At 71.0% G+C, this 16398-nt stretch carries 12 protein-coding genes; 7 read left to right on the top strand and 5 right to left on the bottom strand.

What is annotated here, in order from left to right:
* A complete protein-coding gene (locus H4F99_RS02260; RefSeq protein ID WP_182668077.1) occupies window positions 1-1989 on the top strand; it encodes a phospholipase D family protein in 1989 nt (662 codons plus the stop codon).
* Window positions 1990-2004: 15 nt separating this feature from the next.
* Here H4F99_RS02260 and H4F99_RS02255 read toward each other — a convergent pair whose 3' ends face one another.
* Window positions 2005-2550, bottom strand: coding sequence for a hypothetical protein (locus H4F99_RS02255; RefSeq protein ID WP_182668076.1), 546 nt, complete (start codon window positions 2548-2550; stop codon window positions 2005-2007).
* A 317-nt stretch (window positions 2551-2867) separates the two neighbouring features.
* Between H4F99_RS02255 and H4F99_RS02250 the strand changes: the two genes are divergently transcribed.
* Both H4F99_RS02250 and H4F99_RS02245 read left to right on the top strand, forming a co-directional pair.
* Window positions 2868-3056: a hypothetical protein gene (locus tag H4F99_RS02250; RefSeq protein ID WP_182668075.1), complete on the top strand. Its 189-nt coding sequence runs from the start codon at window positions 2868-2870 to the stop codon at window positions 3054-3056.
* A 108-nt stretch (window positions 3057-3164) separates the two neighbouring features.
* Complete coding sequence (locus H4F99_RS02245) at window positions 3165-3608, top strand: hotdog fold thioesterase (protein ID WP_182668074.1); 444 nt, start codon at window positions 3165-3167, stop codon at window positions 3606-3608.
* Window positions 3609-3647: 39 nt separating this feature from the next.
* On the opposite strand, the gene H4F99_RS02240 is transcribed toward H4F99_RS02245, so the two are convergent.
* Together H4F99_RS02240 and H4F99_RS02235 are read right to left on the bottom strand one after the other, a co-directional pair.
* Window positions 3648-4637 (bottom strand): YheT family hydrolase, encoded by a 990-nt coding sequence (locus tag H4F99_RS02240; RefSeq protein WP_182668136.1) that lies wholly within the window; start codon window positions 4635-4637, stop codon window positions 3648-3650.
* A gap of 41 nt (window positions 4638-4678) precedes the next feature.
* Window positions 4679-5482 carry a lysophospholipid acyltransferase family protein gene (locus H4F99_RS02235; RefSeq protein ID WP_182668073.1) on the bottom strand — a complete coding sequence of 268 codons (804 nt, stop codon included), beginning with the start codon at window positions 5480-5482 and terminating at the stop codon, window positions 4679-4681.
* 111 nt (window positions 5483-5593) lie between these two features.
* On the opposite strand from H4F99_RS02235, the gene H4F99_RS02230 reads away from it, so the two are divergent.
* Window positions 5594-7663, top strand: coding sequence for a tetratricopeptide repeat protein (locus H4F99_RS02230; RefSeq protein WP_182668072.1), 2070 nt, complete (start codon window positions 5594-5596; stop codon window positions 7661-7663).
* Between the two features lie 90 nt (window positions 7664-7753).
* On the top strand, window positions 7754-8380 hold the full coding sequence (locus H4F99_RS02225) for a YbhB/YbcL family Raf kinase inhibitor-like protein (RefSeq protein ID WP_182668071.1): 627 nt from the start codon (window positions 7754-7756) through the stop codon (window positions 8378-8380).
* A 3-nt stretch (window positions 8381-8383) separates the two neighbouring features.
* Here the strand turns inward: H4F99_RS02225 and H4F99_RS02220 are convergent, their stop codons facing one another.
* Window positions 8384-9196: an undecaprenyl-diphosphate phosphatase gene (locus tag H4F99_RS02220; protein ID WP_182668070.1), complete on the bottom strand. Its 813-nt coding sequence runs from the start codon at window positions 9194-9196 to the stop codon at window positions 8384-8386.
* 141 nt (window positions 9197-9337) lie between these two features.
* Here H4F99_RS02220 and glk point away from each other — a divergent pair, with 141 nt between their 5' ends.
* On the top strand, window positions 9338-10378 hold the full coding sequence (gene glk, locus H4F99_RS02215) for a glucokinase (RefSeq protein ID WP_182668069.1): 1041 nt from the start codon (window positions 9338-9340) through the stop codon (window positions 10376-10378).
* Between the two features lie 268 nt (window positions 10379-10646).
* Here the strand turns inward: glk and H4F99_RS02210 are convergent, their stop codons facing one another.
* Window positions 10647-13424, bottom strand: a complete 2778-nt coding sequence (locus H4F99_RS02210) for a TonB-dependent receptor (protein WP_182668068.1) — start codon at window positions 13422-13424, stop codon at window positions 10647-10649.
* A 278-nt stretch (window positions 13425-13702) separates the two neighbouring features.
* Here H4F99_RS02210 and H4F99_RS02205 point away from each other — a divergent pair, with 278 nt between their 5' ends.
* Complete coding sequence (locus tag H4F99_RS02205) at window positions 13703-16384, top strand: alpha-amylase family glycosyl hydrolase (RefSeq protein ID WP_182668067.1); 2682 nt, start codon at window positions 13703-13705, stop codon at window positions 16382-16384.
* The last annotated feature ends 14 nt before the right edge of the window (window positions 16385-16398 follow it).

Below are 16398 nucleotides of genomic sequence, written 5' to 3'. Positions count from 1 at the left end.
ATGAGGGCCGGCGCCGCCAGGCTGCGCCGGCCCGCCGGACGCGTCGTGTTCGCGGCCTGGCTTGGCCTGGCGCTGGGGGCCTGCGCCAGCCTGTCGGACACCCAGCGGGCACGCGCGCTGTCGATCGCCGACGCGGCGCGCTCGCAGGTCGATACGTGCGCCGGTCCGCAGACCTGCGCGGCGCCGTCGCCCCTGCGCGACCTGTCGGCGCGTGCATTCGCCGACTCGACGCCCGCGGCGCCACGCCACTACGCACTGATCCTGGACGATGGTCCCGACGCGCTGCTGGCGCGCCTGAACCTGCTGCACAGCGCGACGACCACCGTCGACGTCCAGACCTACATCTTCGACGAAGACGACGCGGGCCACCTGTTCCTCGAGGAACTGCTGGCCACCGCACGGCGCGGCGTGCGCGTGCGCCTGCTGATCGACCAGCTCGCGGCGATGCGCAGCGTCGACACGCTGGCGGCGCTGGCCGGCGCGCACGTCAACCTGCAGGTGCGCCTGTACAACCCGGTGATGGGCAAGGGACGGCTCAGCTATCCGGAGTACGCGCTGGCGGCGGCCTGCTGCTGGGATACCCTCAACCGGCGCATGCACACCAAGCTGATGCTGGTGGACGGCGCGGTGGGGATCTCCGGCGGGCGCAACTACCAGGACACCTATTACGACTGGGGCGCCGACTACAACTTCCGCGACCGCGAGGTGCTGGTCACCGGTCCGGTGACGCGCGACATGCGCGCCGACTTCGAGCAGTTCTGGGGCGACGCCCGCAGCCTGCCGCTGGCGGTGCTGGACGACGTGGGCGCCCAGCTGCTCCGCGAAGGTGTTCCCGCGTGGTCGCCGCCGCCCTACGCCCGTCCCGAGCGCGTTGCCACGATCCGCGACCAGGCGGCGGACGCGGCACAGGTGCAGGCGCGCCTGGTCGACCATGCATTGCCGGTGGGACCGGTCCGTTACCTGTCCGACCCGCCGGGCAAGGAGGCGCCCGGCTCGGGCACCACCGGGTCGCTGCGCGAGCTGATTGAGTCGGCGCGCGAGGAGGTGCTGCTGCAGACGCCGTACCTCGTCCTGTCGCCTGCCGCCCAGGACATGTTCACCGCGATGCATGAACGGCCCGATCCGCCGCGCGTGGTGGTTTCGACCAACAGCCTGGCCGCGACCGATGCCTTCATCGTCTACGCGCTGTCGCACAAGTACAAACGCCGCTACCTGCGCGAGTTCGGGTTCCACATCTACGAGTACAAGCCATTCCCGGGAGACTCTCCGGTCGATCCGGTGCCGGTGCCGAAGGCGCCGCCGGCTTTGTCGGCGGGTGCCACGGAAGCGGTCGGGCCAGGGGACGTCGCCGAGGGCGTGGACGATCCCGCGGCCCTGCATCGCGACCTGCGTGAGCAGTACGACCGGCGCAGCGTGGTCGGTCGCGCGCAGTACCAGCAGGCCCTGGCACGCGAGTACCGCGCCTTGCGCTATGCGACGCCGTCGGCCAACGAACCGGTACCGCTCGAGCGCGCCGGTGCGCGCGTCGGCTTGCACGCCAAGTCGCTGGTGATCGACGGACGGATCGGCGTGGTCGGCACCCACAATTTCGACCCTCGCGGCGACCACTACAACACCGAGGCCGCGGTGGTGATCGAAGACGCAGCCTTCGCCCAGGCATTGGCCGACAGCATCCGTCGCGACATCGCGCCGGAAAACTCCTGGGCGATCGCGCGACGTGACAAACCGCCGGTGTTCTCCGGCCTCGACTACTCGCTGGGCAAGACCTTCGAGTACCTGCCCGTGTTCGACATCTGGCCCTGGCGCTACGCGACCAGTTACGAGTTCGTGCCGGGACCCGATTGCCCCGCACCCCTGCCGCAGGACGACCCGGGATTCCGCGCCTGCTACCGGCCGGTGGGCGACTTCCCGGAGGTCGACCTCGGCCTGAAGGGGCTGACCACCCGCATCTTCACCGCCTTCGGCGCCGGACTGGCCCCGATCCTGTAGCGCGGTTGGCTACGGTCAGGAGGCGGGCACCGCGTCGCGCACGTCCAGGACCATGAAGCGATGGCCGGCGCTGCACTGCTGGCCGCTCCAGTCGCACAGGATGCCCCAGCGCATCGCCTCCCTTTCGAACACGAAGAGCCGTACGCCCTGTGCCAGCGTGTTGGTCAGGGAGACGACCCGGGCGGACTGCCAGGGGGCGTCCATCGGGGCGAGCCCGTCGTTGAGTACGGCGGCCGCGTGGCGCGCCAGGGCATGGTCCAGCGGGATGTCCTGGACCTGGATGTCCTGGAAATAGGCGGGCGCCTGCTGCGGAGTCGATTGCCCGAAATCCGCGGGCAGCACGAAGGCCTGGAGGGTGGTGACGAACTTCCACGACCCGCCGGGCGGTGGCGCGAGCAGATGGCCGTCCGGCGTGCAGGCCAGGGCCGCCCAGTCCGTGACCGGCGGAGGCAGGTCCGGAAGCGCTTCCTGCGGTGCCGCGCTGCAGTCGCCCAGGACCGTGGCACCGGCCCAGGACGGCAAGGCCAACAGCCATAGCGAGGCGGCGATACGTCCGATCATGAAACCCCCTGTGGTCCCCTGGAAATGGGCCGCCGGTCACCCGATGGCGCCCTCCAGCATACCGGTTCGCCCCGGCCTGCTCGTTCAAGGGGCCCTGCCATCGGTCATGGCAACGCCCTAGGTGTGGGCGGCATCCCTGGATACATGGGCCTTGCCGCGCGATTCCAGAACCTGATCCAGACCCCTGTCATCCGTGGGGTGACTTCCGGCACATGGCGGCATCGTCTAGGTGTTATACTTTACCAGCACACCGATTCACCAAGTCACCCAGGCCTCCCCCGCGAACGGTGACCCCCAACCCCAAGAAGGACTCCGCCATGAACGCCAGCACCGCCAACCAGACCCGCTTCAGCCGCCGCCTCGACGACCGCCGCGAGAAGGTCGTACCGGTCCACAACGCCTACCGCACCCGTGATTTCGGCGTCGGCTACGGCCGCAGCAGCGGCTACGGCACCGACCGCCGCTACAGCGGCCGCGCCTTCACCCCGATGTACGCCAACGCATGACCTGCGGTTCCCCGACCGGCCGGCCCGTCTCCCTCCCCTCTCTCTGACGCGCCGGCCGGTTTCCTTGACGGCCTTCCCGGCCCCGCCCGCCGCCGCTATCGTGGACGGATGAGCGAACACCCCCCATCTGCCTCCCCGTTCAGGCGTGAGGTTACCGTCGACCAGCTCAACGCCCTCTCGCGCAACACGGCGATGGAGCCGCTGGGCATCCGCTTCACCGCGATCGGTTCCGATTACCTGCGCGGCACCATGCCGGTCGATGCCCGCACCCACCAGCCCTACGGCCTGCTGCACGGCGGCGCCTCGGTGTTGCTGGCCGAGACCCTCGGCTCGAGCGCCGGCGGCCTGTGCGTGCCGGAAGGCAAGGGCGTGGTCGGCATCGAGATCAACGCCAACCACCTGCGCGGCGTGCGCGACGGCATCGTGACCGGCACCGCGCGGCCGCTGCACGTGGGCGGGCGCACCCACGTGTGGGAAATCAAGATCGAGGACGAGGCGGACCGACTGGTCTGCGTGTCACGGCTGACACTGGCGGTGATCCCGGCGCCTTGAGCGAGGCCTGCTGCGGCCCCCGAGCGGCCAGGGGCCGGCTCAGCCCACCAGCGTGTCGCGCATGCGCGCCGCGATCCAGCGCTCCGCGAACCCGTCCAGGCGCGCGTTGAGCAGGAAGCCGCAGTGCCCGCCCCAGCGGGCCAGTTCGACATGGGTCTCGGCGGCCAGTTGCAGGGCATGGAAGTCGGATACCGGGATCACCGGATCGTCGGCGGCCATCAGGATCGACGTGGGCACGGGCAGCGACGCGAGCCGGTCGCCGGCGATCGAATAGCCATCGAAATAGCGCTCGAGGCTGCCGTAGTCGGTATGCCGCTCGACCATCCATGCGGTGAGCGGGCGCATCGGCAGCCGCAGCACGGTGTCGTCGAAATCATGCAGCGCCGGGAAGATCGAGCGCTTGCGGGCCAGCGAACCCCGCCACTTCTTCTCGAAGTACCACATGTAGAGGGGGAAGGCCGCTTCCATCGCGTCCATGGTGCGGGCGGGGTCGATCAGCGGGCAGACCGCGGCAATGCGCGCCAGCGGCAGTCCGGCCGCGCGGGCTCGCAGGCCCAGCCGCAGTGCGAAGTTGCCGCCCAGCGAATAGCCCGCCACGCCCATCGACCGGGAAGGGAAGCGGCGGGCGACGTCGACCGCGGCATGCACGACCTCGTCGAGGCGGTTCGAGTGGAACAGGCCTTCGTTGAGGTGGTGGGTGTCGCCGTGGTCGCGGAAGTTGAGCCGGAAGACCTCGAAGCCCGCCCGCAGCAGCTCGGCCGCGGTCAGGCGCATGTAGCTCGAATCGACGCTGCCCTCCCAGCCGTGCAGGAGCAGCACCAGGCCACGCGAAGGCGTGCCGGGCACGTGGCTGTGCAGGCCGTGCAGGCGCACGCCCCCGCCGCCGTCCACCAGGTGCGGCGTGGTCTGCGCGCCGCAGCCGGCGAGGGCGCGCTCGCCATGCCGGCGCCGCAGCGGGCTGCTGCCGAGCGCCGACTGCATGTGCGCGCTGCGCAGCCAGCGCGGCGGCCGGTAGTCGGCGGCATCCAGCCGCGCCGGGACATCCGTGCGGTCGAGCATCGCCTCGTGGCTCATGTCTCCATCGCGTCGACGATGCGTTGCCGCGCCAGTTCGGCGATGCGGCGTCGCCCCTCGGTGCTGCCCGGCAGGATCGGTTCGAGGAACACCACCTCGGCATCGCGAGGCGGATCGCCCAGCAGGCGCAGGAAGTTCTGCATGAAGTTCTCCCCGCGCCGGAACGCGACCTGCCGTTGTGCATCGCCGCCGGTGCCGTAGCGCAGGGCGACCGGCTGGACCGGCGCACCGGCTTCCACGCCCGCGAGGAAGATGCGCGCGTGGAACGGGCCGATGCCGTCGCCTCCGCGGGTGCCGCCTTCCGGGAACACGCCGACCGAGTGGCCCGATCGCAACCGGGCCAGCATCGTGTGCAGTACGCCGCCCATCGACTCGCTGCTGCCGCGCGCATGGAAGATCGTCTCGCCGCGCACCGCCAGCCAGCCGATCAACGGCCAGTTGCGGATCTCGCGCTTGGCCACGAAGCCCATCATCCGCTGGCTGTGCAGCATCGAGATGTCGATCCAGCTGACATGATTGGCGACGAACAGCGCCGCGCCCGCAAGCGGCACGCCCAGCTGGCGCACGCGGAAGCCGAAAACGCGCATCAGCCCGCCCTGCCAGGACCGGATCACGCGGTAGTCGAAGCGCTCGCCGGCCACGCGCACGTGGCGCGTCGGGGGCAGCGTCAGCACCAGCACCAGCGGCAGGCCGACCAGCAGGTGCGCCAGCAGCAGCGGGGTCCGATAGAGGTAGCGGAGCGCACGCACCGGCCACGAGGAACGTGCGCCGGCGCCGCGGGTGGGGGACGGCGCATTCATCTTGCGGTGCATCATACCGAAGCCCGGGCGCCCCGCCGCACCGGCGCCCGCACCCCGTCGCGCCCGGCCCGCGCCGGTACAATGCCGGCTTGCCCGAAGCCGGTTGACCCCATGTACGACGCCATCATCGATGCCCTGCGCCGCGGCGCCTCCGCCGAGGCCGCTGCCGCGGCCCGCGCGCTCATCGAATCCCAGCCCCAGGACGCCCAGGCCCAGCGCCTGCTCTCGGCCGCCCTGCGCCAGGCCGGCGATCGCGACGCGGCGATGGCCGCGATCGACGCCGCCATCGCGCTGGCACCCGACGAGGCCGCCCTGCACCTGGAGCGCGCCGGCCTGCTGCTGGATGGCCGCCAACTCGACGAGGCGCAGGCGGCGCTGGCGCGGACCACCGGGCTCGACCCCAACCAGTTCCCCGCCTACATCCTGCAGGCCCAGCTGGCCACCGGGCGCGGCGACTACGAGCAGGCCGAGCGGCTGGTGAAGACCGCGGCGCGCATCGCCCCCGACCACCCGCAGGTGGCCGCGGTGGAGGGCAGCCTGGCCCTGCGCCAGGGCGATCCGGACCGCGCACTCGCCGTGCTCAGCAAGGCGTCCGGGCAGTACCCCGACGAGCCCATCCTCCGCCACGCGCTGGGCTTCGCCTACGTGGCGAAGGGCCACCTCGCCTTCGCCGAGCAGGCCTTCCGCAAGCTCCTCGAGCAGCAGCCGGGCAACCCCCTGCGCGCCATGATCGCCGACCTGGTCCGTCGCCAGGGCCGGCCGGGCGAGGCGGCGGACGAACTCCGCCCGCTGCTCGACGACCCCAGCGCCACGCCGGCCCTGCGACGCCTGATCGGCGAGTTCGAACTCGAAGCCGGCCGCGACGAGGCGGCCCGGGAGCTGCTGCGCGAGGCCCTGCTCGGCCAGCCCACGGACCCCCGCACCCTCCGGGCGGTGTCCGAGGCCTGGCGTCGCACCGGCCAGTCGGACGAGGCCCGTGCCACGCTCGAGCCGCTGCTCGAGCAGCACCCCGGCCAGCCCGAGCTCTGGTACGCGCGCCTGCTGTTCGAACCGTTCGCCAGCGACGAAGCCGCAGGCGTCGTGGAGCGCTGGCTCGCGGCCATGCCGGACTTCGTCCCCGCCCTCGAAGCGCGCGCCACCATCCACCAGCAGAAAGGAGAGCTGGCGGAGGCCGACGCGATCGCGCTGCGCATCACCGAGCTGCGGCCCGGCCACGCCAGCGCGGAGATGCGGGTGATCGACGGCCTCATGCGGACCGAACCCGACGCCGCCGTGGAGCGGGTGGAGAGCCTGCTGGCACGCGCCACCGACGACAACATCAAGCGCATGCTGCGCCAGGTGCTGGGCCGGACCTTCGATGCCGCCGGGCAGCCCGATGCCGCCGCGGCCACCTGGGCCGAACTGCATGCCGAAGCGGTCCCGCAGCGGTTGCCGTTGCCCGCGCAGACCGCACGCCTCCCGTCGTTGCCGGACATCGGCCCCCGCCCGGAGCAGGCGCCGGGCACTGCCTTCCTGTGGGGTGCGCCCGGCTCGCTGGTCGAACGCGTGGCCCTGACCCTCGACAATGCGCGGATGCCCCTGCTGGCCGACCGGCTGGGCGCCAACCCGCCGGGGGACCCGATCCAGCGCTACGGCACCGCCGAGGCGCTGGTCGACGGCAGCCTCGACCCGCACTTCCTGGTCCGCCAGTGGCGCGCGACCCATGCCGCCCGTGGCGTGAAGGACGGCCGCATCATCGACTGGCTGCTGTGGTGGGACAACGCGCTGCTGCTGGCCCTGCGGCCCCACCTGCCCGAGGGGCGCCTGCTGGTGGCGCTGCGCGATCCCCGCGACATGCTGCTCGACTGGCTGGCCTTCGGTGGTCCCGTGCCCTTCGCGCTGCCTTCGCCGGAAGCCGCGGCGCAATGGATGGCACGGGCCCTGGGGCAGGTGGCCCAGCTGCACCAGGACGCGCTGTTCCCGCATGCCATCATCCGCCTCGACGAGATCGCCAACGATCCCGCGGCCATTGCCCGCGCGACCGGCGAGGCGCTCTCGGTCGAGTTGCCGTCCCTGCCGCACGCGCCCCAGGGACCGGACCGGTTCCCGGCGGGCCATTGGCGGACCTATGCCGAGCCGCTGGCGGAAGCCTTCACGACGCTGTCGCCGGTCGCGCATCGCCTCGGCTATCCGCTGGCGTAAACGGGCCCGGCGCCGCGTCGGGTGGGGACGGGTCGCCGTCCTCACGCCGGATGCGGCACGATGGCAGCTTCGTCCGCAGGAGGTGCACCGATGAAGATCCGCAGCGACAGTTTCGACAACGGCAAGCCGATCCCGGCGGAATTCGCCGCCGGCCAGCGCGAGGGCGACGGTGTGGGTTTCGCCGCCAACCGCAACCCGCACCTGGCCTGGGAGGGTGAGCCCGAAGGCACCCGTTCGTTCGCGCTGCTGTGCATCGACACCGACGCCCCGACCGTCGCGGAAATGGCGGGCAAGGACGGCGTCGAAATCCCGGTCGACCAGCCGCGGGCGGACTTCGTGCACTGGGCGATGGTCGACATCCCGCCCGACGTATCGGAGATCGCGGCCGGCAGCTGCAGCGACGGCGTGGTCCCGCACGGCAAGGCCGAACCGGCCGGTCCGGCCGGTGCGCGCCAGGGCCGCAACGACTACACCGGCTGGTTCGCCGGCAATGCCGACCTCGAAGGGACCTGGCGCGGATACGACGGTCCGTTCCCCCCGCCGAACGACCTGCGCGTGCACCGTTACTTCTTCCGACTGTTCGCGCTCGACGTGGACCGCCTGCCCGTTGACGGGGACTTCAGCGCGGCCGACGTGCTCCAGGCGATGCAGGCGCACGTGCTGGCCGAAGCCAGCGTGCACGGCACCTATTCGCTGCACGCCTCCAAGGCGGGCTGAGCGTCAGCCCCCCGCGGGGAGCCAGAGCAGCAGGGCGGCGCCGAGGGCGATGCGGTACACCGCGAACACGGTGTACCGGTGCTGCTTGATGTAGCCCAGCAGCCAGCGCACCACGACGAAACCCGTCACCGCCGCGGCGATGAACGCCAGTCCCAGTTCGCCCCAGGCCTCCGGCCGCGCACCGCCGTCCATGAAATGCTCCAGCAGCGCATAGCCGCTGGCCGCGAACATGGTCGGGATGCCGACCAGGAACACGAACTCGGTCGCCGCCGAGCGTTGACCGGTGCCGGCCAGCATCGCCATGAAGATCGCCGCCGCCGAGCGCGAAGTGCCCGGGAACACGCCGGCCACCACCTGCGCCAGGCCGACCAGCACCGCGACCGTCCAGGTGATCTCGCTGTTCGGCGTGCGCCGTTCGGCCAGGCGTTCGGCGAACAGCATCCAGATGCCGCCGAGGATCAGCGCGGTCGCCACCGGGCTCACCGTTTCCGGCAGCTCCCAGCCCGCCAGCCGCACCGGCAGGCCGACCAAAGCGGTGACCAGGAACGCGACTGCGATCTTCATCAGGTAGACGCGGTTGGCACGCTCGCCCAGCCCGGTTGCCAGCGCCCACAGCCGCTGCCGGAACACCAGGGTGATCGCGATGATCGCGCCCGCCTGGATCACGATGTTGAACAGGTCCGAGCGCGGACCGAGCCAGTGCTGCGCGATCAGCAGGTGCCCGGTGCTGGAGATCGGCAGGAACTCGGTGATCCCCTCGAGGATGCCCAGCAGCAGGGCGGACAGCAGGTCGGAAAGCGCGATCGGGCTGGGCATCGGACGGCGGTGGCGTGCAGGGGATGGCCGCTAGGATAGGGCACCGGCGCGCGCCACGCGGTCGCGGGTGCAAACGTATGCACGCAACGCGATGGCGCGCGTTGGGTACGCTCGGTGTTCCTGCCCGCGTGATGCACCGCCATGTCCGTCGAACGATCGACCGCCGGGTCCCGGCCCGTCCAGCCAACGTCCCGCACGAGGGGTGACGCGGACTGGGTGCTGGTCGGCGACATCGGGGGTACCCATGCACGCTTCGCCCTGTCCGACGCCCGCGCGCCGCGACCCGCGCTCGCGCACGCGGCGCAACTGGTCAACGCGGACCATCCCTCGCTCGAAGCCGCCATCGCGCACTACCTGGGCGGCGTGCCGGAACGGCCGACGCGGGCGTCGCTCGCGGTGGCCTGCCCGGCCGGCGAGGACACCGTCCGCCTGACCAACCGCGCATGGGCATTCAGCCGCTCGGGCCTGCGCGACGCGCTCGGATTGCGCGAGCTGCGGGTGATCAACGATTTCGGCGCCTTGGCCTGGGCCATCCCCGCCCTGGCCGAGGACGACCGCGTGCACCTGTCCGGCCCGGTCGCCGATCCGCTGCGGGCCCCGGTGAGCGTCGTGGGACCGGGGACCGGCCTCGGCGTGGGCCTGCTGGTCGGCACGGCTGCCGGCGGCTGGGAGGTCATCGAGACCGAGGGCGGGCATGGTGCCTTCGCGCCACTCGATGCGGAGGAGGAGGCCCTGCTGCGATGGTTCACGGGCCGCCACGGCCGGGTGTCCAACGAGCGCCTGCTGTGCGGGGAGGGGCTGGCCTGCATCGACGCAGCGCTCCGCGGCGAACCCGCGGGGCCGGACGCACGGCTGCGTGCGCCGGGCGAGGTGGTGCGGCTGGCGGTAGCCGGTACCGACACCGCGGCGCGCCGCGCGCTGTCGCGCTTCTGCGCGGTGCTGGGCAGCGTCGCCGGGGACATCGCGCTGGTGCAGGGCGCCCGCTGCGTCACCCTGGCCGGCGGCATGCTGCCGCGGTTCCTGCCGTTCCTGCGCGAAAGTGCATTCGGCGAGCGTTTCCGGGCGAAGGGCCGCTTCACCGGCTACATGGACGCGATGTCGGTCCAGCTCGTCGTGCATCCCTGGCCCGGTCTGGTCGGGGCGGCGATGGCCATGGAAGCCGTGTCCGCCGCACCTGACTGATCGCGCAGCCCTTGCGTGTCAGGCCGGGGCAATCGGCCTTCAAGCACCGAAATGGCGGTTGGACCGGGGAGTGGGGTCCTGGGGCACGAAATAAAGGAGGAGGCGTCGGCCACGGGCCGGCGCCGGGGGACATTCGTGCCCCAGGATCCCGCTCCCCGGTCCCTCCAGGAGTCCCGGACAACGCCCCCGCCAGCCTCCCTTCCCCCGCACAAAGAAAAACCCCGCCGGAGACCGGCGGGGCGGGGTCGGAGCACCGAGGGAGTCGGGCTCAGAACTTCACGTTGAGGCCCACCAGATAGGTCCGGCCCCACTCGATGTGCTCCAGCGGCCGGTCCTTCGACTCGGCATACGTCCGATACGCCGAATCGGTCAGGTTCTGCGCCTGCAGCAGCAGGCTCAGCCCGGCCAGGCTGCTGGATTCGGGAAAGCTGTAGCTCACCTGCGCGTCGATGATGTCCTCGCCTTCCACGTAGCGCAGCGTCCGGTTGCCGGCGAAGTTGCCGATCTCCCCGATGAAGTCCGAACGCTTGCGCTGGCTCACCCGCGCCTCGAAACCGTTGCGCTCGAAGTACGCGGTCAGGTTGTACACCTCGTCCGACAGGCCCGGCAGGCTGATGTCGCCGCTGCCGACGCTGCTCGCGCTCTCCGGATCGCGGATCCGGATGTTGCTGTCGTTGAAGCTCGCGCTCGCGATCACACCAAAGCCCTCCAGCGGCGCCCACAACAGGTCCAGCGGCAGCGACGCGGTGAGCTCCAGCCCCTGCAGGGTGCCGCCCGAACCGTTGTACGGCGCGGTGAAGTTGCCGGTCGTCTGCGCCGGCGGCGAACCCGGCGGCGGCACGTAGTCGGCGACGAAATTGGTGAAGTCGTAGTCGTCGCGCGTCTGCGTGTAGATGTAGCTGCGCAGGTCCTTGTAGAAGTACGCCGCGGCCACGTACGCGCGGCTGCCGAAGTATTTCTCGTAGGAGATGTCGAACGCGTTCGCCTTCCATGGGTCCAGCTGCGGGTTGCCGCCGCTGGCACCCGGGCGACCGGTCGAGGTGTCGACGCCGAACTCCAGCGAGGCCCGCATCTGGTCGACGCGCGCGCGCGCCAGCTGGCGGGCGAGGGCGACGCGCAGGGTCTGGTCGTGTGTGAATTCGAACGCCAGGTTCAGGCTCGGCAGGACGTCGGTGTAGGTCTTGCCGTCCTCGTAGGGCTGCACGTTGCTGCCGGCCGGCTGCGTCGCATCCCAGTAGTTCGCATTGGAGGACTGGTCGGTGTGCTGGACCTGCACACCGATGTTGCCGCGTACCGGGACCGAACCCCATTGCGTGTTGATGTCGGCCTGCAGGTAGCCGGTCGAGATCGTCTCGTTGACCGTCCAGGCCTTCGACACCAGGTAGGACGCATCCTCGGTCGGATTGAAGACCATGTAGCGCGCCACCGCGCCGGGCACGTTCCAGGCGGGGATGTCGCCGATCCCGGCGAAGCCGAGGTCGACCCACCCGTACTGCAGGTCCTGCGCGATGGTGGTGTCGCCCTGTGCACCGAGCAGGATGTTGCCCTCGGGCTGGCGCTTGCTCTTCTCGCGGTCCGCGTAGTTCAGCCCGGCCTCGATGTCGGACAGCCAGCCCAGCGCCTCGGGCGCCGGGAACAGCGCCGAGATCCGCGCGCCGCGCAGTTCGTCCTCGACGCTCGGCGTCTTGCCGTAACCGGAACCGTAGATGGTGTTGGTCAGGAACAGCGTGCCCGGATCCGAATAGTCGAGGCCCGGCACCAGCTGGGAGAACCCGTCGTCCGAATAGCCGAGGTCGATCGAGTCGAGCTGCGGCATCGGCGCCAGCTGGGTGTTGTTCTCCAGGTTGAGCTCGTCGCGGGTCGCCTTGGAGTAGCTCACGTCCGCGACCAGCTGGACCATGCCGAGGCTGAACTCGTTGTTCCAGCCGAACGCGTCGATCTCGTCCTCGCGCTTGTTGTACATGCCGCGCACCAGCGGGTACACGCCGTTGGCGGTGCCGCCGGTGAAGGTCCCGTTGCCGTTGACCTGCGGGTTGTCGATGGAAAGGCCGGGCGCGTAGCCGCCGTTGTAGTTGCCGAGGTTGACCTCGAACTGGTTGGCGGTGTCGACCTGCTCGGCCTCGGAATGGAACAGGTCCAGCGTGCTGTTCCACGCGTTCGATGGCCGGAACTGCAGCGTCGCCATGATGCCGTCGCGCTCGGCGCGGCCGGTGCGGCGCAGCGCCTTGATGCCGTCGGAATACCAGGTGCCGGCGTCGACGCCCGGGCGCCAGCCGTCGCCCAGCTGCTGCCAGGGCTCGTACAGGCCGACCTGGTTCTCCTGGATCGGCAGCTCGGTGTGCGAGTAGCCGATCGACAGGCCGAAGGTGCCGTCCGCGAACTGGTCGATATAGCTGGCATTGATGCGGTTGCCGTCTTCGTCGGCATTGGCCGCGGAACCCAGCGAGTTGCGCTGGATGCGCCCGCCGACCGCGATCACCGGTTCGTCGTACTCCAGCGGACGCACGCTGCGCATGTCGATGGTGCCGGACAGGCCCTGTCCGACCAGCGACGCATCGGGCGTCTTGTAGACGGTGACGCCGTTGAAGAGCTCGGACGGGTACTGGTCGAACTCGACGCTGCGGTTGTCGCCGGTGCTGACCATCTCGCGGCCGTTCAGCAGCGTGGTCGCGAAGTCCGGTGACAGTCCGCGCACGCTCACCACCTGCGCGCGGCCCGCGACGCGCTGCGCGCTCAGGCCCGGCAGGCGCGCCAGCGACTCGGCGATGCTGATGTCGGGCAGCTTGCCGATGTCCTCGGCGGAGATCGCCTCCACGATCGAGGTCGACTCCTTCTTGGTGGAGATCGCGCTTTCGATGCCGGCGCGGATGCCGGTGACGACGACGTTGTCGAGCGTCGTGGCATCTTCGGCCGTGGCCGGTGCGTCCTGCGGCGCGTCCTGGGCGGCGGCGGGCGCCTCCGCGGACTGCGCCTGGACATCCGTCGCCACCAGCACGGTGGCCGATGCCAGCGCCACGCTGAGTAGGTTACGCCTGAGTTGCAACATGCTTCCCCTCCACACGGTTGGTGTCGGCCGCCGGTGGGGTGGAGCCGGGCGTCTGCGCGCCCTCGTTCCCGGTCGGCCCTGTCTTGTCGTCGGTCCGGCGCTCCCCTGGCGCCGGCCATGCAAGCGATGGTAGTCGTGGGTGCAAGCGCACAATGGCCGTTGAAATCGTATTCAGCGCCTTTGCACACGTATGCAGGACCGGCGTCGCGCGCATGCCGTGGAATAGTCGATCGGCGGTGCACCGGCACGGGTCCGGACGCGCGGGGAGGTGGAACGCGGTGGTAACCGATAGACATCCGAAGCGTGCACGCGGCGTCCACCGCGTCCCGGTGCACGGCCTGGCAGTGCTGCTCGCCACTGCCTGCATCGCACCCCGGGCCGGCGAACTGCACGTGGCCTCACCGGACTGGCGCGACCAGGTCATCTATTTCGCGATGATCGACCGCTTCGACGACGGCGATCCGTCCAACAACGACCAGGGCGTCGGCGAACATGACCCGGCCGACGGCAGCCGCTACAGCGGTGGCGACCTGCGCGGCGTGGCGCGACGGCTCGACTACATCGAAGGCCTCGGCGCCACTGCGTTGTGGCTCACCCCGCCGGTCGCGAACCAGTGGCTGAACCCGTCGCGCAGCTTCAGCGGCTACCACGGTTACTGGGCCACCGACTTCCGCGCGGTCGACGCGCATTACGGCACGTTCGACGACTACCGCGCGCTGTCGCGTGCCCTGCACGGGCGCGGCATGTACCTGGTGCAGGACGTGGTGGTGAACCACGTCGCCGACTTCATCGACTGCGATCCAGCGCGACCCGACGCCGGTGCGACGGCGTGCAGGCTTCGCGCCGACGTCACTGGGGCCACCGCGCCGCGCCAGCCGCCATTCGACCGCAACGATCCGGCCGACCCCACCGCATCGGCCTACCACTGGACGCCGTCGATCACCGACTACACCGACCGCCGCCAGGAGCTCGACTTCCAGCTGGCCAACCTGGACGACCTCGACACGGAGAACGGCGAAGTACGGCGCGCGCTGCGCGAGGCCTATGGTGCGTGGATCCGCGAGGCCGGCGTCGATGCGTTCCGCGTCGACACCGCCTTGCACGTGCCGGCCGACTACTTCAGCGATTTCATGCAGGCCGACGATGCCGACGCACCGGGCATGGTCGACGTCGCGGCCGCCACCGGCCGCCGCGACTTCCTTGCGTTCGGCGAAGGCTTCGGGACCGACAAGCCGTTCGATGACGCACAGGCGCGCAAGCTCGACGCCTACATGCGCACGCCCGGCGGACTGCCGTCGATGATCAACTTCCCGCTGTACGGCACGATCGGCGACGTGTTCGCGCGCGGTCGGCCCACCTCGGAACTCGCCCACCGCATCCGTTCGATGATGGCCCTGCACGCCGACCCGTGGCGGATGCCGAGCTTCATCGACAACCACGACGTCGACCGCTTCCTGGCCGGCGGCAGCGAGGCCGGCCTCAGGCAGGCGCTGCTGGCGATGCTGACCCTGCCCGGCATCCCGGTCATCTATTACGGGACGGAGCAGGGCTTCGACGCGCAGCGGCCGGCGATGTTCGCCGGCGGCTTCGGCAGCGGTGGCCGCGACCATTTCGACACTGACGCACCGCTGTACCGCTACCTGCAACGCGCGATTGCACTGCGGCGCTCGGACACCCTGTTCTCGCGCGGCACGCCGGTGGTGCTGGCGGACAATCCCGCCCGCTCGGGCGCGATCGCGTGGCGCATCGATGGTGATGACGGCCAGGCACTGGTCGTGTTCAACACCGCCGACACGCCAACCCTGCTCGACCGGCTCGATACCGGCCTGCCGGCCGGCACCCGGCTGCAGGGCGCGTTCGCGATCGACGGCGACGCGACCGACCTCGTGGTGGGACCGGACGGGCGGCTGGACCTCGTGCTGGCGCCGCGCGGTGGCCGCGTCTGGCGTGTGCAGGCGGACGACGCGCCCCCGATGCACGCGGATGTCGGAGCCCAAGTCGAAGCCGGTGTCGCCATCGGTTCACGGAGCGCTGGGCAGCCCCTCGCGGGCCCCGCGGTCGCGCCATTCTCCGAAGCGCCTGTCCGTGACGTGCTGGCACTGCATGGCACGGGACGCCCCGGCGCGCGCATCCAGCTCATCATCGACGGCGACCTCGCCGCGCCGGTCACCGTGGAGGTCGGTTCCGACGGCCACTGGCAGGCACGCCTGCGCACCGATGCCATGGTCGACCCGGCCATCGAACACCGTGTCGTCGCCCGCGATGCCGACACCGGCACGCTGGGCGATGCCGCGACGTTCCGGGTGGCGCTCGACTGGACGCTCGTCGCCGACGTGGACGACCCCGCCGGCGACGACCGCGGTCCCGACGGCCGCTACCGGTACCCCCTCGGCGACGAGTGGAACGCGCGCCCCGCCGACCTGCGTCGCGTGCGCGCCTGGACCGCGGGCGGCGCGTTGAAGCTCGAAATCACCATGGCCTCGATCAGCCAGGCCTGGCACCCGGCCAACGGCTTCGACCACCTCGCCCTGACCGCCTACCTCACGCTGCCCGGCCGCAGCGACGGCACCGACGTCATGCCCCAGCAGCACGCGGCCCTGCCGGACGGCCGGCGCTGGCACGTCCGCTGGCGCACCCACGGCTGGTCGAACGCCCTGACCCGCTCTGCAGGCGCCGACGCCGGCAGCGAAGGCCAGGCCGCCGCGCCGGCCCCGACGCTCACCGTCAATCGCGACGCCCGCACCATCACCGCCGTGTTCCCGGCGACGGCCTTCGATGCCCCGGACACCCTGGCCGGCGCCACCCTTTACCTCACCACCTGGGACTACGACGGCGGCTACCGCGCCCTCGCCCCCGAGCCGGCGCCGATGACCTTCGGTGGCGGCGACGCCGAGGGTGCGAAAGTGATGGATGCGCTGGAGATCGAGTTCGGCATGCAGGAGAACGCAAGCGTCCCGTAGCTGCGGTACCAGAC

It is taken from the genome of Marilutibacter penaei (genome assembly GCF_014145395.1).
Lineage (GTDB): Bacteria > Pseudomonadota > Gammaproteobacteria > Xanthomonadales > Xanthomonadaceae > Marilutibacter > Marilutibacter penaei.
This window is presented reverse-complemented; position numbering and strand designations above follow the sequence as displayed.

Excerpts from the sequence above, each read along its gene's own strand:
- H4F99_RS02220 (WP_182668070.1), bottom strand. The coding sequence starts at position 9,196 with ATGCCCAGCCCGATCGCGCTTTCCGACCTGCTGTCCGCCCTGCTGCTG.
- glk (WP_182668069.1), top strand. The coding sequence starts at position 9,338 with ATGTCCGTCGAACGATCGACCGCCGGGTCCCGGCCCGTCCAGCCAACG.
- H4F99_RS02245 (WP_182668074.1), top strand. The coding sequence starts at position 3,165 with ATGAGCGAACACCCCCCATCTGCCTCCCCGTTCAGGCGTGAGGTTACC.
- H4F99_RS02235 (WP_182668073.1), bottom strand. The coding sequence starts at position 5,482 with ATGAATGCGCCGTCCCCCACCCGCGGCGCCGGCGCACGTTCCTCGTGG.
- H4F99_RS02230 (WP_182668072.1), top strand. The coding sequence starts at position 5,594 with ATGTACGACGCCATCATCGATGCCCTGCGCCGCGGCGCCTCCGCCGAG.
- H4F99_RS02255 (WP_182668076.1), bottom strand. The coding sequence starts at position 2,550 with ATGATCGGACGTATCGCCGCCTCGCTATGGCTGTTGGCCTTGCCGTCC.
- H4F99_RS02260 (WP_182668077.1), top strand. The coding sequence starts at position 1 with ATGAGGGCCGGCGCCGCCAGGCTGCGCCGGCCCGCCGGACGCGTCGTG.
- H4F99_RS02210 (WP_182668068.1), bottom strand. The coding sequence starts at position 13,424 with ATGTTGCAACTCAGGCGTAACCTACTCAGCGTGGCGCTGGCATCGGCC.
- H4F99_RS02225 (WP_182668071.1), top strand. The coding sequence starts at position 7,754 with ATGAAGATCCGCAGCGACAGTTTCGACAACGGCAAGCCGATCCCGGCG.
- H4F99_RS02250 (WP_182668075.1), top strand. The coding sequence starts at position 2,868 with ATGAACGCCAGCACCGCCAACCAGACCCGCTTCAGCCGCCGCCTCGAC.